Below are 17,937 nucleotides of genomic sequence, written 5' to 3'. Positions count from 1 at the left end.
TTATTGCCGGTCCCGTTAGGAGGGAGCGATGCAGGACGTGTTCGTCTCACTCGGCGCCGGCGTGGTGTTCGGACTCGCGCTCGCCGCCCCGCCCGGCCCGATGAACGCGGTCATCGCGGAGGAGAGCGTCCTCCGTGGCTGGACGGCCGGGTTCCGGACCGGCCTCGGGGCGATGACGGCCGACGCGACGTTCTTCGTCCTCTCGCTTCTCGGTGTCGTCACGTTCGTCGAACGCTTCCCGACGGTACGCGCGGTGATGGTCGGCGTTGGTGGCCTGCTCATGCTGTACTTCGCGTACGGCACCGCCCGCGAGATCGGCGAGTCGCTCACCCCGACGGAGGAGGCGGCCGCCGACGGCGGCGAGACGGGTGCGGGTTTCCGGAAGGCGTTCGTCCTCGCCATCGCCAACCCCTACCAGATTCTCTTCTGGCTCACCATCGGCGTCGCGCTGCTCGAATCCGGACAGTTCGACGTGCTCGCACAGACGCCCTACGTCGGCGGTGACCTCGCGGGGCTCCTCGTCGTCGAGAAGGGAAGCCCGGCGCTCATCGTCGGCTTCTTCGGCGGCATTCTCGTGTGGGTCACCGGCTTCCCGGCGGCGCTCGTCACGGCCGAGCGGCGGGTAGAGGCGTTTACGCCCGTCGTGACGGCACTCTCGGCGCTCGTGCTCGCCGGATTCGGTCTGCTGTTCCTCGCCGACGCCGCCGGCGCGTTCGTCTGAGGCGGTGACGGGGTGTCGAAACCGCGACACAGTCGCGGCGTCCGACCGCACAGTGAGAAGCCATATGACCTCTCACCGTCGATACCGGGACATGTTCGACAAGTCGACGTGGATCAAACTCCCGCGGAACGTCGTCATCGGTCACGGCGTCCTCGACCAGGTCGGGGCGGCAGTCGACGACCTCTACCTCTCGGGACAGCCGCTACTGGTGACGAGTCCGACGCCCGAACGGCTGGCAGGCGACCGCCTCCGCGCGCAGTTCGACGTCGAACCGCACACGGTGACCGTCGAGAAGGCGAGCTTCGCGTCCGTCGAGGCGGTCGCAGAGACCGCACTGGCCGAGGAGACGGACTACATCATCGCCCTCGGCGGCGGGAAGGCGATCGACATCGCGAAGATGGCCGCCGAGCGGGTCGACTGCGGCTTCGTCTCCGTCCCCACCGTTGCGAGCCACGACGGCATCGTCTCGGGTCGCTCCTCGATTCCCGAGGGCGACACGCGCCACTCCGTCGCGGCAGACCCACCGCTCGCGGTGGTCGCCGACACCGAACTCCTCGCACAAGCACCGTGGGAACTCACCACGGCCGGCTGTGCGGACATCATCTCCAACTACACCGCCGTCAAGGACTGGCAGCTCGCCCACCGCCTGAAGAACGTCGAGTACTCCGAGTACGCCGGGGCACTCTCGGAGATGACGGCGGAGATGCTCGTCGACAGCGCCGACTCCATCAAGCCGGGCCTCGAAGAGGCCGCGTGGATCGTCGTCAAGGCACTCGTCTCCTCGGGCGTGGCGATGAGCATCGCCGGTTCCTCGCGGCCCGCGTCGGGAGCCGAACACCTCTTCTCACACCAACTCGACCGGCTGGTCCCGAACACGGCGCTGCACGGCCACCAGGTCGGTGTCGGCTCCATCATGACCGAGTACCTCCACAGCGGCGAGAAAGGACAGTGGCGGAACATCCGCGACGCGCTCGAACGCATCGACGCGCCGACGACGGCCCGGGAACTCGGTGTCGACGACGACGTCGTCATCGAGGCGCTCACGACGGCGCACACCATCCGCGACCGCTACACGATTCTGGGTGACGGGATGAACGTGGACGCCGCGCGAGAGGTCGCGCGCGTCACCGACGTCATCGAGGCCTAGCGGAGAGAGCGAACAGCCGGCACGCGTGGGGCACGCGGCGGTGTGCCGGACTCCCGCGAGACGCCGCGTGGTCACCGTCAGCGCATCGCGGTGACGGTGGCCGCCTCTCCGTATATGAACGCTCGCCGGAACTCCTCAGCGGCGGGCGATGTCGAACCCGAACACGGATATTTACCCCCTCCTAACGGGTGGGCATGGCAACAGCCAGCGTGCGCGGTCCGCTCAAAGAGCATCCGGCCATCGTGACGGCGGTCCTCTCCGTGGTGGGGTACGCGCTCGTCATCGGAACGTTCCTGGGGTACGTTCCCGCATCGGTGTTTCCCGAACTCACCCTCTCGCAGGTCAATCGCCTCGCCGACGCGATCGCGATCATCAACACGGCGGCGACGCTCCTCCTCGTCGCGGGGTGGCGGTTCATCCGCCGCGACGAGGTTCGAAAGCACGCCGCGTCGATGGTGGGCGCGTTCGGGCTGATCCTCGTCTTCCTCGTGCTCTACCTGACGAAGATCGGTGGGGGCGGCACCAAGGAGTTCGTCGGGCCCACGCTCCCTTACTACGGCTACCTCGCGATGCTCGCCGTCCACATCATCCTCTCCGTGGTCTCGGTGCCCGTCGTGTTACACGCGCTGGTCCTCGGCATCACCCACACCCCCGAGGAACTCCGCGCGATGGGGACCCACCGGAAGGTCGGACGGGTCGCCGCCGCCGCGTGGATCCTCTCGCTCTCGCTCGGCGTGGTGGCGTATCTCCTGCTCAATCACGTCTACAGCTGGGAGTTCGTCGAGGCGCTACTCCTCCCCGTCACGCCCTGACTCACTCGTTCTCGAAGGCGGGGTCGACGCCCGCGCGCCACCGAATGAACCCAGAGAGGGCGGCGAGCGTGACGACCATCCCGCCCGCGTTCCACCAGCTGAGTGCGCCGATCGCGTAGCCGTAACCGGCGGCGAGGACGACGGCGATGGCGAGGACGGCGTAGAGCGTCAGATACCACTCACCGTACCACGCGACGAACCGCTGTCTGGCCCCGTCGGTCGCACCCGATGTCGTCCCCTCGGTGTCCATGCCGTCACCTTCGACCGGGTCGACATAACACGTGTGGCCGATTCCCGTCCCGACAGGCTCCGCCGACACTCGGTTCCAGTAGGATTTATTACGACAGCCGCACCCTCCGCGACCATGCACGTCGCGTTCGTCTCGATGTGGACGGCCCAACACCACGAGACTGGCGCGACCGAACGGACCCGACGGGTCGCGGAGGCGCTCGCAGCCCGCGGGCACGAGGTGACCATCTGTTGTGCGCGCTGGTGGGGCGGGGACCTCCCCGCGTTCGACCAGCAGGACGTCACCTACCGCGCGGTCACCGACGAACCCACGGTAGGGTCGTTCGGCTCGAAGCTTCCGTTCCATCTCCTCCGGGCGAAGCCCGACGTCGTCCAGGCGGTCAACAGCCCGCCAGGACACGTCGTGGCGGCGAAACGCGCCGCTCGCCTCCTCCGCGTCCCGCTCGTCGTCGACTGGTGGCACGACGCCGACGACGACTGGGTCGACTACAGACGCGCGGCGAGTGCGGCGACGCGCGTGCTCGTCCCCTCGGAGCTCGTTCGGACGCAGGTCCGTGAGCACGGGGCGTCCGAGGAGCGAATCGAGACGGTGCCCGAGAGTATCGACGTCGACCTGGTCCGCGACGCGCCGGTCGACCGGCGGGCCGACATCGTCTACGCGAACGACCTCACGGAGGGGTGCAACGTGGAATCGTTCCTCCTCGCGCTCGCCGAACTCCGGACCCGGACGTGGCGCGCGGCCGTCATCGGTGACGGGCCACTCCGCGAGGCGGCCGAAGCGACCGCGGCGGACCTCCGCATCGACGACCGGGTCGCCTTCCTCGGCGACCTCCCGCCCGAGGAGTTCGTCCCGGTCCTGAAGGGTGCGCGGGTGTTCGCACAGACGGCCGAGCACGAACCGTTCGCGACGGAACTCCTCTGGGCGCTCGCCTGCGGCTGTATCGGCCTGGTCGAGTATCAGACCGACTCGAGCGCGCACGAACTCGTCACCGGACCGGGGCGCGGCCGGCGCGTCACCTCGCCGCAGGAGTTAGCGACCGCCATCTCGGCCGTCGCCGACGAACCGCATCGGAGCCGGAGCGAGAACTACGAGGCGTACGACCACGACGCCGTCCTCAACCAGTACCTCGCCGTCTATCGCGACGCCATCGACGCGCGCGGCTTCTCGCTCGGACTGTTCTGAGAGGCGGACGGGCGGACGACGTTACTCGTCGGGCGTCTCGTAGTCGCCGCCGTACTTCATGAAGAAGAACGCGAGGCCGAGGGTGGCGACCATCGCGAACGTGGTGGCGACGCCGAGCGTCTTGGCGCTCTCTGGGACCTGTGGGCCGCTGCTCCCCTCGCTTCCCCCGCCGACCTCGACGGTTGGGATGTCTTCGCCGACGGCGACGGCACCGAGCATCCCGAGCGCCTGGTGTGGCTCGCAGTAGTACTTCGTGATGCCGACCTCTTCCTCGGAGAAGGTGTGTTCGAACGTCGTGCCGGCCTCGGCGACGGCCGGGCCACTGTCGAGCGACGCCGGCCCTTCCTCGGTGATGACGTTGTGACCGCCGCCCTCGCCGGTCCACTCCCACGTCACGGTCGTCCCGGGGTCGACCCAGACACCCGCCGGGCCGAACGCGAGGTAGCCGCCGTTGCCCTCCGCGCCGACGTCGATGGTCACCTCGCTCTGGCCGCGGAGGTCCTGGTACCCGCCGTCGATACCGTCGAGGTAGCCACCGAAGTCCGGCTCTGTCGTCTGTGCCGCGGCGTTCCCTGACGCGGCCGCGACGGCCGCCGTCCCACCTGCGGCTGTCAGGAACGCCCGCCGCGACATCTGCGTGTCGCTCATGCTCGCGCCTAAGAGGTCGCCTGTAGTGAATACTTTGGTTCGTCTCGGCCGACCCGTCCGCTGTGCGGTGCCGCTCGCCCCGCGACTACAGTGAGTAGTCGTGCTCACCGGTTTCGCTCTCGACGAACGCCACGAGGAGGTCGACCATCGCGGCCACGTCGGCGACGTGTGCGCACTCGGTCGGTGTGTGGAGATATCGTGTCGGAATCGACAGCGCCCCCACCGGCACTGCACCCCCCGCCCGCTGGAGGTTCGCCGTGTCGGTCCCGCCGGCGGGGAGGATCTCGAGCTGGTGGGAGAGCGCCTCGGCGTCGGCCACGTCGCGGAGGCGACGGGTCACCTTCGGCGTCGTGATGACGCTCGAATCCTTCAGCTTCACCGCGACGCCCGCACCCAGTTCGGTGACGTGGTCGGCGGCGTCGAACCCCGGGACGTCGTTCGCGACCGTCACGTCGAGCGCCAGCGCGAGGTCCGGGTCGAGGTCGACGCCGACGGCCTGGGCCCCGCGGAGGCCGACCTCCTCTTGGACCGTCGCGACGAAGTGCACGGTCACGTCGGGGTCGGAGAGCCGCCGGGCGGCTTCGAGCATCGCGAACAGACAGACGCGGTCGTCGAGGGCCTTCCCCGTGACGAGGTCGCCCATCCGGGTCGTCGTCTGCTGCATCGTCACCACGTCGCCGACGGACACCTGCGCCGTAACGCGCTCTTCGGGGAGTCCGAGGTCGACGTACACGTCGGACACCTCCTGTTTCTTCTCCCGCTGTTCGTCGGTGAGGGTGTGCGGCGGGACCGAGCCGATGACGCCCGTGAGCGGCCCCTCGCGCGTGTGAACGCGGACCCGCTGGGCGCGTAAGATACGGGGGTCCCACCCGCCGAGCGCGTCCAGCTGGAGGAACCCCTCGTCGGTGACGTGTCGAACCATGAAGCCGACCTCGTCCATGTGGGCGGCGACGACCACCTCGTAGTCACCCCCCTCGACGGTGCCGACGACGTTCCCCATCGCGTCGGTCCGCACCTCGTCCGTCACCGCCGTCAGTTCGCGCCTCACCACGGCACGGACTGCCTCCTCGTACCCGGGGACGCCGTCGGTCTCGGTGAGCTCGCGGAGGAGTTCGAAGTCGAACGCCACGTCGTCGATGACGCTGTCGTCGGTCATGTCCCTCCGGAGGGTCGCGCCGTGTATAACTCCCCCTCCGCACGGGCGCGGAGCCGGAGACCCGCTGTGTCTCTCGTCGGTGATAGCTGGCCCCGAACGTTTAATCACCCGACCGCTGTTGGCTGATTCGTAGATGACTCAACAGGCGCGAGAGTGGTCGCTGGACGGGCGACGAGGTCCACTGCTCGACGACCGCGGACACGGTGCCCACAGACGGGGGGCGGCGGCATGACCGAGACGACCGTCCTCTGTGTCGACGCAGACGAGCAAGAGCGTGCGCGAACGAGCGCGGCCCTCTCGGCCACCGAGGGGGTGACGTCGACGGGGTGTGGCTCTGTCGCCGCAGCCGAGCAGCGGCTCTCGGCGGCGGCGTTCGACTGCCTCGTCACCGAGTACACACTCCCGGACGGGACCGGGCTGGACGTGGTCGCGGCCGCCCGGGAGACACAACCGGACATGGGCTGTGTCCTCTTCACCGACACACCGTTCGCCGACATCGACACGAGCGAGACGCCGCACGCGGTCGTCGACCATCTCACGAAGGAGACGGAGGCGGATTACGAGTACCTCCCGGCGCTCGTCCAGCGCGTGGCGACCGCTCGGACGCACACCGCCTACCCGCTCCCACCGGACGAGGAGGCACGACTGGCCGCGCTCGCCGCGTACGACCTCCCCGGTCTGGCGGCGACGGCGGCGTTCGACCGACTGACCGAACTCGCGTCTCGGCAGTTCGACGTCCGCTTCGCGTTCGTCGGCCTCGTCGACGCTCACGAAGAGCGGTTCGTCTCCTGTTACGGGGCCGAGTGGGACTCGCTCCCGCGGCAGGACACGGTCTGCACGTACGCCATCCTCGAAGACGACGTGATGGTCGTCGAGGACGTCGCCGAGGACCCGCGGTTCGCCGCGAACGAGGTGCTCCCGTCGCTCGAGATTCGGTCGTACGCCGGAGCGCCGGTCACGGCACCGACCGGGGAGCCACTGGGGATGTTCTGTGTGCTCGACGACGAGCCGCGGCGCTACACCGACGCCGAACGCGAGTCGCTGCGGCTGTTCGCGGCGGAGGCGGGCGAACAGCTCGAACTCCGCCGGCGAGTTGCAACCGCGGAGGGGGCGTCGTGAGCGTCGAGCCGGGCGCGGACGCCGCGCCCCCCGGTGACCGGTACGTGTTCGCGTCCGACCTCCCGGTCCCGCCGGTGGCACACGGAACGTCGGTCGTCGTCAGAGGGGACGCAGCGGCCGGCCCGGGTGCAGTGGCGATGCGGCTCCTCGAGCCCGTGTCGCGACGGCAGGGTGGCGCACTGCTCGTCGAGACGGACGACACACAGCGTGGCATCGCCACCCGGTGGGCCGCGTCGACCGACGTCCCGCTCTCGCGGCTGGCCGTCGTCAGTTGCGAGGGCGGCCGGCGCGACCCACCGGCCGACCTCGGCGCGTCGGGGTGTGTCTCACAGCCGAGTGACCTCACCGGCATCGGCATCCAGTACGCGAAGATTGCACGGTCGTTCACCGAGGGGCCACGCGGTCGGCTCCGGGTCGGCCTCGACTCAGTCTCGACGCTGCAGCTGTACTGCGACGACGTCCAGACGGTCTACCGGTTCCTCCACACGTTCACCGGCCGCATCCGAACGAGCGGACAGCTCGGCGTCTTCGTGTTCAACCCCGAGATGCACGACGAGCGGGTCGCGAGCGTCGTCACCCAACCGTTCGATGCCGCCGTCGACGTGCGGCTCGACGGGGACGGACACCGGGAGCTCCGCGTCACCGGCGTCGCCGACCACTCCCCGACGTGGGCGCCGCTCTGAGACGGACCCGGGTTCCGGAACGCTTTTGCACGTCTTCGGGCTGTGTCAAGCCATGACCGACGTCGAAGCCGAACTCCGCGCACAGTTCGAAGACGCGTTCGGCGCCGCCGACTTCCCCGTAGAGAACCAGATGGACCTCGTCCCCGCACTCCCCGACGGCCCCGGCACGACGTTCGAGGCCGGTGACGTCTCCTTCTCGGCGATGGAACTCGCGACGAAGCTCAGCGGCCACCAGGAGTTCCCCTACGAGTCGCTCGACGCCCTCGTCGACGACGTGATGCTCGCGATAAAAGAAGAGGGCCTCATCTGACGGGCCCGCCCGTCGTCTCGCGCCCGCGCTCGACGGTCTGACAGTCTCGGTTCGCCGGCGACGAACGCGAACGGCGAACAGCCGGGACGCTCTTCACCACCCCGCGTCTCCGCGTCTGCGACTGACTGCGGACCCCCCGAGGAAAGGGGTATACCCCCGCCGAGTGAACGGGGAGTCATGACCGACCCCGACGGACACGCGCCGCCCGCGTTCGACATCGAACGGTACCTCAACATCCGGAGCGCCTACGGTGCCTCGCTCTCCCCGAACGGCACCCTCGCGTTCCTGATGGACACCACGGGCGTCCCGCAGGTGTGGACGCTCGAGTCCCCCGGTGCGTGGCCGGACCAACACACGTTCTACGACGAGCGCGTCACCTTCGTCTCGTGGTCCCCGGAGCGAGAGGAGTTCGTCTTCGGCATGGACGAGGGCGGCAACGAGCGCCAGCAGCTGTTCCGGCTCACCCCCGGAACGGGCGAGATACGCGGCTTGACCGCGATGCCCGACGCGAAGCACCGCTGGGGTGGCTGGAGCCACGACGGTGAGCGGATAGCGTTCACCTCGAACCGCCGGGAGGAGTCGGTCTTCGACGTCTACGTGCAGGGCCGCGACGAGCGGGGAGCGGACGCCCGACTGGTGTGTGAGGGCGACGGCTGGCTCACGCTCGGCGGCTGGTCGCCCGACGATACGCGACTCATCGTCAACGAGGCGTACTCGAACTTCGACCAGGACGTCTCCGTCCTCGACGTCGACTCCGGCGAGCGTCGCCACCTCACGCCACACGACGGGACCGTCCGCCATCTGAGCGCGTCGTGGGGCCCCGACGGCGAGAACGTCTACCTCGTCACCGATGCGGGCGACGCCGACACGCTGTACCTCGCGCGCATCGACGTCGAGACGGGAGCCCTCTCGCCGGTCACCGTCGAGGGCGACGTCGACACCCCCGAGAACCGCAACTCGCCCGACGGCGACTGGGAGGTCGACGGTGTCGCCATCGACCACGACTCGCGTCGGCTGGTGTGTTCGCGGAACGTCGACGGTTACACCGAACTCACGGTCGGCGAACTCACCGCCCCGGGCCGCCTCGACCCGCTCCCGACGCCCGACCTCCCCCGAGGGACCGCAGGGGGTGTGAGTTTCGACGCCGACGGCGACCGGTTCGCGCTCTCGGCCTCGGCGGCCGCAACCAACACGAACGTCTCCGTCGTCGACGTCAAGACGGGCGAGACCGAGCGCTGGACCAGGGCGGCGACCGCGGGCATCCCCCGCGACACCTTCGTCGCGCCCGAACTCGTCCACTACCCGACGTTCGACGGGAGAGAGATTCCGGCGTACTTCTCGGTGCCGGACGTGGCGGGGCAGGTCCCGGTCATCGTCGACATCCACGGTGGTCCCGAGTCACAGCGCCGGCCGTCGTTCTCGGCGACGAAGCAGTACTTCATCAACCACGGATACGCCGTCTTCGAGCCGAACGTCCGAGGCTCGTCCGGCTACGGGAAGGCCTACGGGCACCTCGACGACGTCGAAAAACGCATGGACTCGGTGAAGGACATCGAGAGCGCCGTCGACTGGCTCTGTGACCACCCCGCGGTAGACCCCGACAGGGTGGTCGCGCTCGGAGGCTCGTACGGCGGGTTCATGGTCCTCGCGGCGCTCACGGAGTACCCCGACAGGTGGGCCGCGGGCATCGACATCGTCGGCATCGCCAACTTCGTCACCTTCCTCGAGAACACCGGTGACTGGCGCCGCAAGCTCAGAGAAGCGGAGTACGGCTCCCTCGAAGACGACAGGGAGTTCCTCGAATCCATCTCGCCCAGCAACAACATCGACCGCATCGCCGCGCCACTGTTCGTTCTCCACGGCGAGAACGACCCACGGGTCCCGGTGAGCGAGGCCCACCAGATCGTCGAGGAGGCGCGCGAGCAGGGCGTGCCCGTCCGTGAACTCGTCTTCGAGGACGAGGGCCACGGCTTCTCGAAGCTCGACAACCGAATCGAAGCCTACCGAGCCATCGTCGACTTCCTCGACGAACACGTCTGACTGCGCCACGAGAGCGCGTCTCCGGGAACCGACACGGTCGCGCTACCGGGGGCCGTGCCGGCGACTCCCGATGGGTCACTGTGGCGGGGTCCTTACGCGGTCACTGTCGTCCCCGTCCCCGGCGTGCTGCCGACGTCGGTGGCGGCCGAAAAGCCCATGCCCCAGAGCTTGAACGCACAGATCTGGGCGTAGAAGATGACGAACACGCCGATGATCGCACCCACGATCGGCACGACGTTGAGGACGCTGGTCAGGACCCCCGCGACGAAGACGAACCCGACGCCGTAGAGCCAGGGAATCGCGTACTCCCGGCTGAGGGCGACGTCCCTGATGACGGCCACGTCGAACGCCGACCCGAGCGTCCCCTCGTGGGCGAAGTTGGCGAGTCCAACGAGCCCGAAGTAGCCGAAGACGAGCGCGAGGAGGCTCGACACCGTGACGCCCCCGAGCAGGCCGACGAGGCCGAGGCTCGCCCCGGTCCGCGACCCCGTCGCCACGGCGGCGAGCGACCCGCCGACGGTCACCGCGAAGACGATGAGCGGGATCAACTGGTAGACGAAGATTACGACGAACGCCACGACGCCCTCGCGGAGGAGCGACCCCCAGTCGTCGAACGTCGGCGGCTCGGGACTGTCCCGCATCCCCGCCCGGAGGACACGGACGAGGTAGCCGTAGACGAAGAGGACCGGGACGAGCAAGAACGAAAAGAGGGTCAACACGCCCCCGATGCCGACGGTCTTTATCCAGTCGTCCGACGCGAGTGGGTACTTCGCCGTCGCCTCGATGTCGATTGCCATGGTCGTCCGCGAATGACGGCCGACAATAATAAAATCACCGAGATTTCGGGCGAACGGGGAGTAGCGGGCGTGAGAACCGCTTTATCGGTCGATGAAGCCGAACAGCCCGCATATCATGGTCGTCCGTGAAAGTCGTTAGAGTCAAACGACCCGCAGGCAAACAGACATGTATGAGTGCAGACGCAGAGCAGCGGACGATCCGGTGTCTCATCGCCAAGGTCGGACTCGACGGTCACGACCGCGGCGCACACGTCATCGCGCGCGCCTTCCGTGACGCGGGGTTCGAGGTCATCTACTCGGGGCTCCACCGTGCCCCACAGGAAATCGTCCAGGCCGCCGTCCAGGAGGACGTCGACGTCATCGGCATCTCCATCCTGTCGGGGGCGCACAACACGCTCATTCCGAAGATCGTCGACGGCCTGAAAGAGTACGACGCGTTCGAGGACACCCTCATCCTCGTGGGGGGCATCGTCCCCGACGAAGACCGTGAGAAGCTGAAGGAGATGGGCGTCGCGGAGGTGTTCGGCCCGGGCACCCCGATGGAGGAGACCATCGAATTCGTCCGCACGAACGCGCCCGAACGATGAGCCAGGTCGAACGCGACCTCGTCGAGGATCTCCTCGGCGGCTCACATCGCGCGCTGGCACGGGTCATCACGAAGATCGAGAACCGCTCGCCGGGCTACCGCGACATCGTCTCGGCGCTCCACGACCACGCCGGGACCGCGGAGGTCATCGGGGTCACCGGCAGCCCCGGCGCCGGGAAGTCGACGCTCGTCGACAAGGTCGTCAAGCAGTACCGCGACCGCGGGGAGACCGTCGGCGTCATCGCCGTCGACCCCTCCTCACCGTACACGGGCGGGGCCGTCCTCGGCGACCGCATCCGCATGGCGTCGAACGTCGGCGACATGGACGTGTTCTTCCGCTCGATGTCCGCCCGGGGCCGACTCGGCGGGCTCTCGACGGCGACCTCCGATGCGGTGACGGCCCTGGACGCGTTCGGCAAGGACCGGATCGTCATCGAGACCGTCGGGGCGGGCCAAAACGAAATCGACATCGTCCGCACCGCCGATTCGGTCGTCGTGTTGGTCCAGCCGGCTTCCGGCGACGACGTCCAGATGCTCAAGGCGGGCATCCTCGAGATCGGCGACGTCTTCGTGGTCAACAAGGCCGACATGGACGGGACCGCTCGGACGGTCGCCGAACTGGAGGAGATGATCCACCTCCGGGGCGACCCGATGAAGAACCTCGACACCGGCCACCACGGGTTCGACGCGACCGAGCCGACCGCCGCGAACGGCGAACCGGAGTCGGACGACGAACACGAGTCGTGGACGCCCGAGGTCGTCGAGACGGTCGCGACTGCCGGAGACGGTGTCGACGACCTCGTCGAGGCGCTCGCGGCTCACCGTCGGTTCATGGAGGAGTCGGGACGCCTCCGCGAGAAGGCACAGACCAGATACGCCGAGGAGATTCGCCGGCTCATCCAGTCGGACCTCTCGGACCTCGTGGGGCGCGAACTCGACGCCCGCGGTGGTGTCGATGCGCTCGCCGCGGCCGTCGTCGACCGCGAGACGGACCCGTACACCGTCGCCGACGACGTCATCACACCGGTGCGTGAGTGCTTCGACGACGAACGAACGTGAGGGCTACGGCCTGGTCCCCTCGAGCGGGACGCGACCGAGGTCGACCTCGTGGTCGGTCGGCGATTCGTCGCCCGTCGTGGTGAGGACGACGACGGTGTCCGGTCGGGCCCCCGGGCTGAGCTGCCAGGTGCCGGTGGCCTGGCCGGTCTCGCCCGGTTCGACCGTCACTGGTCGGTTCTGTCCCTCGACGCGCTCGCCCGCCTGCGTCACCACCGACCCGAACTGGACCGTGTAGGGCCTCGAGCCGGTGTTTTCTACCTCGGCAGCGAGCGTGAACACCCACTGGTCGTCGCCGGCGCGGAACGACACGACGGTCAGCGTCTCGCGCGGTGCCGTCTCGGGGAGGAGTTCGTCGCCAGCGCCGACACCCTGGGGCTGGTCCTGGCCGTCGCCGGTCGGCGTCGGCGTCGTCTCACCACCCCCGTCGTCCTCGTCGCCGCCGAGCAGCGACTGCTCGATGAGGCCGACGAACGTCGCTAACTCGATGAGGACGGGGATTCCGATACCGAATCCGACGAGGAGCCGGATGATGGTCCGTCGCCTGCGGGCCTCGGCCGCCTCGGCGTCGGCTTCGGCTTCGGCGTCTGTCGTCTCTGGGGTGCTGTCGTCTGACACGGGTTCGTGAACAGTGTTCGTTCCGACGTAGTCGAGAAGCGATACGTCGCGACGGGCGGGCCCCGCCACGTCACCGCACCGGGGTTAGACCGGAATCGGCGGGCTCCCGGGTGCGAAGAGGCCGTCCGCGACCATCGACCACAGCGGCGGCCCGTAGGCGATGGCGATGAGGACGATGGCGATGAGCGCCCAGATACGCATGTCGTCGAGGACTTTCGGGCTGTGTTCGGCGCCCGACAGCGGCTTCGGGAGTTCGCTGTTGACCTCGAGTTTCTGGTCCCGGTCGCTGAGCCACGTCGCGACGACGACGGCGAGGAACATCACGAGGGCGATGAAGAGGATGACGCCTCCGACGGCGATCTGGAGACGCATCTCAGCGATGCCGCCGATGACGTTCTCGAACTCGACGTTGGCGTACTGCGGTTCGGCCGTACGTCGGGGGACGCCAGCCAGGCCCGCGCGGTGCATCGCGTTCGACATGAGCGTCATGCCGATGAACCAGGTGAACGGCTGGACCATCGCGACGGTCTTCAGCTTGAGGTTCTTCCCCGTCACCTGCGGCAGGAGCCAGTAGGTGATGGCCATGAAGGTCAACGCCGCGGCCGTCCCCACGGTCAGGTGGAAGTGGCCGGGCACCCACAGCGTGTTGTGGACGAGGTAGTTGATGTTCATCCCGGCGTTGATCATGCCGGAGAAGCCGCCGGCGGCGAACATCAGGCCGGCGAGCGCACAGCCAGAGAAGGCGGGGTTGTCCCACGGCAGCGCGCGGAGCCAGCCTAGTCGGCCGGTGCCCCCGCGCTGGCGCGCGCCGTGTTCCATCGACGCGACGACGGTGAAGGCTGTCAGGAGCGAGGGCAGCAAGAGGAACATCGTGTTCGTCATCGCGATGAACTTGAAGCCCTCCGCGATACCGGGGTCGACGTACTGGTGATGGAAGCCGACGGGCGTCGAGAGGATGACGAAGAGGATGAAGACGACGCGTGCGAGCGGGTCCGAGAAGAGCCGCCCGCCCGAGAGCTTCGGCAGGATGGCGTACCACACGAGGTACGCGGGCATCAGCCAGAAGTACACGACCGGGTGGCCGAAGTACCAGAAGAGCGTTCTCGTGAGCAGCGGGTCGACCGCCGGGATGAGCCCGAGCGACCACGGCAGGAGGAAGAACAGCACCGAGACGGCGACCCCGAGGGTCGAGATGTACCACATGAGCATCGTCGCCATCACCATGAACGTCCGCAGCGGGATGCGGTCGTTCGGGTGGTCGGCCCGCCAGCGCCGGTACGCGAGGAACCAGTCCGCACCGGCGAGCCACGAGCCCACGATGAGCAACACGGCACCGAGATAGAAGATGGGACTGGCCGCCATCGGTGCGTAGAACGTGTAGAGCACGTCCGCGCTCACGGGACCGCCCGTCAGGCCACCGAGGATGGCGAGCGCCGCGAGCAGCGTCCCGACGAACATCGTCCCGAACCAGGCTTTCGACAACCGTTCGTTCAACTTCTCGTCGAGGCTCGCGACGACGGCCCACGAGAAGATTCCCGTGATGAAGAACGTCGTGAACACCAGCGCCAGAAGGACGCCGTGCCCGGTGAGGAGCGTGTAGTAGTCCGCCGAGGAGACGAAGCCCCGGTAGATGCCCGTCCGGTGGAGCGCCTGGATGGCCCCGAACAGCCCCCCGACGCCGAGCGCGCCGAACGCCACGGCGAGGTTCAGCCGGACGATGAACGCGTCGTGGGGGAACTGGTCGACGAACGCCTCTCTGTCTATCGGAACCGCGTCGGTTGCTTGCTCTCTGTATTCGTCTGCGAATGCCATTATTCGGTCTCCTCCTCGTCGACGTCGCTCACGGGCTCGTCACGGTCGGCGACAGCAGGGTTCTGGAGGTCCGCGCTCGAGAACTCCGACTGCGGCACGACCTGGAGTTGCCCCTCCATCGTGTGGTGGGCCGCTCCACAGTACTCGTGGCAGATGATACCGTAGTTGCGTGCCTCCTCGAACTGGACGGTGACCCGTGCCACCTGGCCGGGAATCGCCATCGTGTTGACGTTCGTGCCGGCGACCTCGAAGCCGTGGATGACGTCGCTCGACGTGATGTGGAACGTCACGGTCGACCCTGCGGGGACACGGATGGGCTGGTTCGTCCCGGGTTCGAAGAGGAACTGCCGGGAGATGACGTACACGTCGTACTCGTTCTCGCCCGTCTGGTACGTCCCGGGCTCGCCGAATCGCGGGTGGTCGTTCAACGCGTTGGGGTCGACGGTTCCGCCGCTGTCGTCGACCATCTTCACGCCGGCCCCGACGGCACCGTACGTGACGGTGCCGATGAACCCGACGATGAGCAAGAGTGCCAGTGCGACCCAGAGCTTCTCGAAGCGGTGTATCTCCATCTTATCCCACCACCGTTGGACCGTTACCGAGGAACTCCACGAAGTACATGAACACCCACATCAAGACGAGGATGGCGAAGTAGCCGAGGATGACCGTGAACGTCCCGACGGGGTCGAAGTCGTCGTGTTCGATCTCGACGTTCGGTTCTTCGAACGCGGCCTCTGCGGTCGGTTCTCGCTCGACGACGTCGGGCTCTGCGGCCGGATACTGCTGTCGATTGACAGCGACGTACGCGGCGAGGCCGAGGATGGCGAGGAAGACCACGCCCAGGACGCCCTGTGTGACCTGCAGCAGGCGGATGGCCCCGGCCGAGGGCTCGCCCCCACCCTCTGCGCCGCCGCCACCGGGTGCGCCGCCGACGACGATGGCACCTTTCATCCCGAGCGAGAGGTGCGGCTCACAGTAGTACAGGTAGACGCCGGGCGTCTCGAACGTGTGCTCGTAGGTGAAGCCGGTGTTCTCGATGGGCGAGTGGCCCTCCCACCCGCCGTCCTCCGGTTGGTCTTCGATGAGGACGTTGTGAGTGTTCGACGTCCAGTTGAACGTCACCGTCGTCCCCGGACTCACCCGGACCGCGGGCGGGGCGTACGCGAACGTCCCGCCGTTGCCCTGCGCGCCGACCTCGACCTCGACCGTGTCCTGGCCGGTCAGGTTCTCCGTCGTCCCGTCGAAGTTGTCGACGTCAGAGAACCAGTCACCGTACTCGGCCTCGACGACCGGGCCGTCGGCGCTCTGTTCGACGACGACGACCCCCTTCATGCCGAGCGAGAGGTGTGGCTCGCAGTAGTACTTGTAGACGCCTTCGACCTCGAACGTGTGTTCGAGCGTGAAGCCGGTGTTCTCGATGGGCGAGTAGCCCTCCCAGTCCGACTCCGACGGCTGTTCTTCGAGGAGGACGTTGTGGGTGTTCGACGTCCAGTTGAACGTCACCGTCGTCCCCGGACTCACCCGGACCGCGGGCGGGGCGTACGCGAACGTCCCGCCGTTGCCCTGCGCGCCGACCTCGATCTCGACGGCGTCCTGTCCCGTGAGGTCCTCCGTCGTCCCGTCGTAGTTGTCGACGTCGGAGAGCCACCCGTCGTAGTCGTCGCTCTGTGCGGCCGCAGGCGTTGCGGCGGCGCCGGCCCCGAGCGCCGCCGCCCCCGCGACAGCGCCGCCACGGAGCACGTCGCGACGCGTCTGTCCCGACATTAACCGATCCCTCCGCGGCCCTCACGCGCACGATTGCTGGTGGATAACCGTCCCATACGGTGCCGTTGAGTAGACCACCTTCTAAAAGGTTCGTGTCGGTCCCGGTTGGCGAGGACCAGGAGACGACTTAACCGTGTAATCGCACTGGTGTTCGACTCCACCGTCTCCAGACCGGTGGTAATCGGAGTGTGATTTATGTACTCTTGTTCGCTTATCGGCGGGTATGAGTCTACCGACGAACTGGGACCTTCGCACTGCGGTCGTGCTCGCACTGCTCGCACTGTTGCCCGTCGCCGTCTTCATCCTCCTCAACGACACCTTCATCGTCGCACTCTCGCTCGTGAGCGTGCTCATCATCGGCCTCGCGCTCTTTTTGATGTTCTCGCCGTCGGAGGACACCGTCCGCCCGTCACGGGGGTGACAGCCGGTGGTCGTCCTCGGGTGGGCCGTCGCGGCCGTGGCTGTCACTGAGGCGGTCGGCGTCGCCACCCCGGAACTGCTCGTCTTCCTCGTCATCGGCCTGCTGGGGGGCGCACACTGTCTCGGGATGTGTGGCCCGCTCGTCGGGCTGTACGCCGACCGGATGTCGTCGTCAGCGGGACGGGGCCGAGCGGTCCGCCAGCACGCGCTGTTCAACCTCGGACGGACGGCGGGCTACGCGCTCGCTGGCCTCCTCCTCGGCGGCCTCGGCGCGGTCGTCTTCGACGCCGCCTCGTTCGCGCGCATCGCCACGCCCGTCCGGGGGGTCGCCGGCGTCGCCGCGGGCGCGTTCATCCTCGTCACCGGCGCGACCTACGCCGCCGGGAGCAGCGGTCACGGCGCCTCGATTCCCGGGCTCGGTGGCGCGTTCGCCCGCGTGTCGGGCGCGCTGACCGCACGCGTCGACCGCTGGGTCGGCGGCCCGCGCATCGTCGGACTGGGGATGGTCCACGCGCTCTTGCCGTGTCCCATCCTCTACCCCGTCTACCTCTACGCGCTCGCCCGCGGCTCGCCCGTCGCCGGCGCGGTCTCGCTCGCGCTGGTCGGCCTCGGCACGTTCCCGACGTTGTTCGCGTCGGGGCTCGCCGTCGGCGCGCTCGACGGCATCGCGCCGACGAACCGGGTGCGGCTCCACCGCGTCCTCGGTGTCGCCTTCCTCCTGTTGGGGTACATCCCGCTCGCACACGGACTGATGCTGCTCGGAGTCGACCTGCTCCCGCACGTCCACATCCCCGTCTACCAGCCACTGGGGTGACC

The 17,937-nt window shown here is 68.2% G+C and carries 19 protein-coding genes and 1 pseudogene; 12 read left to right on the top strand and 8 right to left on the bottom strand.

From position 1 onward, the window contains the following. The first annotated feature begins 64 nt into the window (after nucleotides 1–64). From E6N53_RS00830 to E6N53_RS00820, 3 genes are all read left to right on the top strand, one after another. Entirely contained in the window at nucleotides 65–721 is a 657-nt protein-coding gene (locus tag E6N53_RS00830) for a LysE family translocator (RefSeq protein ID WP_136602586.1), read from the top strand. Nucleotides 722–812: 91 nt separating this feature from the next. After that, entirely contained in the window at nucleotides 813–1,868 is a 1,056-nt protein-coding gene (locus E6N53_RS00825) for an NAD(P)-dependent glycerol-1-phosphate dehydrogenase (RefSeq protein ID WP_142856141.1), read from the top strand. Nucleotides 1,869–2,062: 194 nt separating this feature from the next. Then, nucleotides 2,063–2,680, top strand: coding sequence for a DUF420 domain-containing protein (locus E6N53_RS00820; RefSeq protein ID WP_136588572.1), 618 nt, complete (start codon nucleotides 2,063–2,065; stop codon nucleotides 2,678–2,680). Nucleotide 2,681: 1 nt separating this feature from the next. On the opposite strand, the gene E6N53_RS00815 is transcribed toward E6N53_RS00820, so the two are convergent. Beyond that, nucleotides 2,682–2,930, bottom strand: coding sequence for a hypothetical protein (locus E6N53_RS00815; protein WP_142856139.1), 249 nt, complete (start codon nucleotides 2,928–2,930; stop codon nucleotides 2,682–2,684). A gap of 114 nt (nucleotides 2,931–3,044) precedes the next feature. Here E6N53_RS00815 and E6N53_RS00810 point away from each other — a divergent pair, with 114 nt between their 5' ends. Further along, the gene (locus E6N53_RS00810) at nucleotides 3,045–4,112 is read left to right on the top strand and encodes a glycosyltransferase (protein WP_142856137.1); all 1,068 of its coding nucleotides are present in this window, start codon (nucleotides 3,045–3,047) and stop codon (nucleotides 4,110–4,112) included. A gap of 21 nt (nucleotides 4,113–4,133) precedes the next feature. Here E6N53_RS00810 and E6N53_RS00805 read toward each other — a convergent pair whose 3' ends face one another. Both E6N53_RS00805 and E6N53_RS00800 read right to left on the bottom strand, forming a co-directional pair. Continuing rightward, nucleotides 4,134–4,745: a halocyanin domain-containing protein gene (locus E6N53_RS00805; RefSeq protein WP_394344741.1), complete on the bottom strand. Its 612-nt coding sequence runs from the start codon at nucleotides 4,743–4,745 to the stop codon at nucleotides 4,134–4,136. 100 nt (nucleotides 4,746–4,845) lie between these two features. Continuing rightward, on the bottom strand, nucleotides 4,846–5,916 hold the full coding sequence (locus E6N53_RS00800; protein WP_201741049.1) for a M42 family metallopeptidase: 1,071 nt from the start codon (nucleotides 5,914–5,916) through the stop codon (nucleotides 4,846–4,848). Nucleotides 5,917–6,144: 228 nt separating this feature from the next. On the opposite strand from E6N53_RS00800, the gene E6N53_RS00795 reads away from it, so the two are divergent. The 4 genes from E6N53_RS00795 to E6N53_RS00780 all read left to right on the top strand — a co-directional run bounded on the left by E6N53_RS00795 (nucleotide 6,145) and on the right by E6N53_RS00780 (nucleotide 10,068). Next, on the top strand, nucleotides 6,145–7,035 hold the full coding sequence (locus E6N53_RS00795; RefSeq protein WP_142856133.1) for a GAF domain-containing protein: 891 nt from the start codon (nucleotides 6,145–6,147) through the stop codon (nucleotides 7,033–7,035). After that, a complete protein-coding gene (locus E6N53_RS00790; protein ID WP_142856131.1) occupies nucleotides 7,032–7,718 on the top strand; it encodes a DUF7504 family protein in 687 nt (228 codons plus the stop codon). Before E6N53_RS00795 ends, E6N53_RS00790 begins: the two co-directional genes overlap by 4 nt. 52 nt (nucleotides 7,719–7,770) lie before the next feature. Then, nucleotides 7,771–8,028, top strand: coding sequence for an MTH865 family protein (locus E6N53_RS00785; RefSeq protein WP_136588566.1), 258 nt, complete (start codon nucleotides 7,771–7,773; stop codon nucleotides 8,026–8,028). A gap of 177 nt (nucleotides 8,029–8,205) precedes the next feature. After that, the gene (locus E6N53_RS00780; RefSeq protein ID WP_136588565.1) at nucleotides 8,206–10,068 is read left to right on the top strand and encodes a S9 family peptidase; all 1,863 of its coding nucleotides are present in this window, start codon (nucleotides 8,206–8,208) and stop codon (nucleotides 10,066–10,068) included. Between the two features lie 92 nt (nucleotides 10,069–10,160). Here E6N53_RS00780 and E6N53_RS00775 read toward each other — a convergent pair whose 3' ends face one another. Beyond that, nucleotides 10,161–10,865 (bottom strand): DUF4013 domain-containing protein, encoded by a 705-nt coding sequence (locus tag E6N53_RS00775; RefSeq protein WP_142856129.1) that lies wholly within the window; start codon nucleotides 10,863–10,865, stop codon nucleotides 10,161–10,163. Nucleotides 10,866–11,035: 170 nt separating this feature from the next. Between E6N53_RS00775 and E6N53_RS00770 the strand changes: the two genes are divergently transcribed. Together E6N53_RS00770 and meaB are read left to right on the top strand one after the other, a co-directional pair. Then, nucleotides 11,036–11,452: a cobalamin B12-binding domain-containing protein gene (locus E6N53_RS00770; RefSeq protein WP_136588563.1), complete on the top strand. Its 417-nt coding sequence runs from the start codon at nucleotides 11,036–11,038 to the stop codon at nucleotides 11,450–11,452. Beyond that, entirely contained in the window at nucleotides 11,449–12,510 is a 1,062-nt protein-coding gene (gene meaB, locus E6N53_RS00765; RefSeq protein ID WP_142856126.1) for a methylmalonyl Co-A mutase-associated GTPase MeaB, read from the top strand. Before E6N53_RS00770 ends, meaB begins: the two co-directional genes overlap by 4 nt. A gap of 3 nt (nucleotides 12,511–12,513) precedes the next feature. On the opposite strand, the gene E6N53_RS00760 is transcribed toward meaB, so the two are convergent. From E6N53_RS00760 to E6N53_RS00745, 4 genes and pseudogenes are all read right to left on the bottom strand, one after another. Next, a complete protein-coding gene (locus tag E6N53_RS00760; RefSeq protein ID WP_142856124.1) occupies nucleotides 12,514–13,125 on the bottom strand; it encodes a hypothetical protein in 612 nt (203 codons plus the stop codon). Nucleotides 13,126–13,209: 84 nt separating this feature from the next. Further along, nucleotides 13,210–14,937, bottom strand: a complete 1,728-nt coding sequence (locus E6N53_RS00755; protein WP_136588560.1) for a b(o/a)3-type cytochrome-c oxidase subunit 1 — start codon at nucleotides 14,935–14,937, stop codon at nucleotides 13,210–13,212. Further along, entirely contained in the window at nucleotides 14,937–15,509 is a 573-nt protein-coding gene (locus tag E6N53_RS00750; protein WP_142856121.1) for a cytochrome c oxidase subunit II, read from the bottom strand. Before E6N53_RS00750 ends, E6N53_RS00755 begins: the two co-directional genes overlap by 1 nt. A gap of 226 nt (nucleotides 15,510–15,735) precedes the next feature. Then, nucleotides 15,736–16,701: pseudogene (locus E6N53_RS00745) on the bottom strand (halocyanin domain-containing protein); the annotation flags it as partial. Between the two features lie 223 nt (nucleotides 16,702–16,924). On the opposite strand from E6N53_RS00745, the gene E6N53_RS00740 reads away from it, so the two are divergent. After that, on the top strand, nucleotides 16,925–17,122 hold the full coding sequence (locus tag E6N53_RS00740; RefSeq protein WP_136588557.1) for a DUF8131 family protein: 198 nt from the start codon (nucleotides 16,925–16,927) through the stop codon (nucleotides 17,120–17,122). 6 nt (nucleotides 17,123–17,128) lie between these two features. Continuing rightward, nucleotides 17,129–17,935, top strand: coding sequence for a sulfite exporter TauE/SafE family protein (locus E6N53_RS00735; RefSeq protein ID WP_394344739.1), 807 nt, complete (start codon nucleotides 17,129–17,131; stop codon nucleotides 17,933–17,935). Nucleotides 17,936–17,937: the final 2 nt, after the last annotated feature.

Origin of the sequence: Salinigranum halophilum (assembly GCF_007004735.1) — an archaeon.
Classification (GTDB): domain Archaea; phylum Halobacteriota; class Halobacteria; order Halobacteriales; family Haloferacaceae; genus Salinigranum; species Salinigranum halophilum.
Note: the sequence above shows the minus strand (reverse complement) of the source record. Positions and strands in the feature narration are given on the sequence as shown.

Bases quoted from the DNA above. Each gene is read 5' to 3' on its own strand.
- E6N53_RS00800 (WP_201741049.1), bottom strand. From the start codon at position 5,916: ATGACCGACGACAGCGTCATCGACGACGTGGCGTTCGACTTCGAACTC.
- E6N53_RS00825 (WP_142856141.1), top strand. From the start codon at position 813: ATGTTCGACAAGTCGACGTGGATCAAACTCCCGCGGAACGTCGTCATC.
- E6N53_RS00755 (WP_136588560.1), bottom strand. From the start codon at position 14,937: ATGGCATTCGCAGACGAATACAGAGAGCAAGCAACCGACGCGGTTCCG.
- E6N53_RS00820 (WP_136588572.1), top strand. From the start codon at position 2,063: ATGGCAACAGCCAGCGTGCGCGGTCCGCTCAAAGAGCATCCGGCCATC.
- E6N53_RS00785 (WP_136588566.1), top strand. From the start codon at position 7,771: ATGACCGACGTCGAAGCCGAACTCCGCGCACAGTTCGAAGACGCGTTC.
- E6N53_RS00805 (WP_394344741.1), bottom strand. From the start codon at position 4,745: ATGTCGCGGCGGGCGTTCCTGACAGCCGCAGGTGGGACGGCGGCCGTC.
- E6N53_RS00775 (WP_142856129.1), bottom strand. From the start codon at position 10,865: ATGGCAATCGACATCGAGGCGACGGCGAAGTACCCACTCGCGTCGGAC.
- E6N53_RS00815 (WP_142856139.1), bottom strand. From the start codon at position 2,930: ATGGACACCGAGGGGACGACATCGGGTGCGACCGACGGGGCCAGACAG.
- E6N53_RS00750 (WP_142856121.1), bottom strand. From the start codon at position 15,509: ATGGAGATACACCGCTTCGAGAAGCTCTGGGTCGCACTGGCACTCTTG.
- meaB (WP_142856126.1), top strand. From the start codon at position 11,449: ATGAGCCAGGTCGAACGCGACCTCGTCGAGGATCTCCTCGGCGGCTCA.
- E6N53_RS00795 (WP_142856133.1), top strand. From the start codon at position 6,145: ATGACCGAGACGACCGTCCTCTGTGTCGACGCAGACGAGCAAGAGCGT.
- E6N53_RS00770 (WP_136588563.1), top strand. From the start codon at position 11,036: ATGAGTGCAGACGCAGAGCAGCGGACGATCCGGTGTCTCATCGCCAAG.
- E6N53_RS00810 (WP_142856137.1), top strand. From the start codon at position 3,045: ATGCACGTCGCGTTCGTCTCGATGTGGACGGCCCAACACCACGAGACT.
- E6N53_RS00780 (WP_136588565.1), top strand. From the start codon at position 8,206: ATGACCGACCCCGACGGACACGCGCCGCCCGCGTTCGACATCGAACGG.
- E6N53_RS00740 (WP_136588557.1), top strand. From the start codon at position 16,925: ATGAGTCTACCGACGAACTGGGACCTTCGCACTGCGGTCGTGCTCGCA.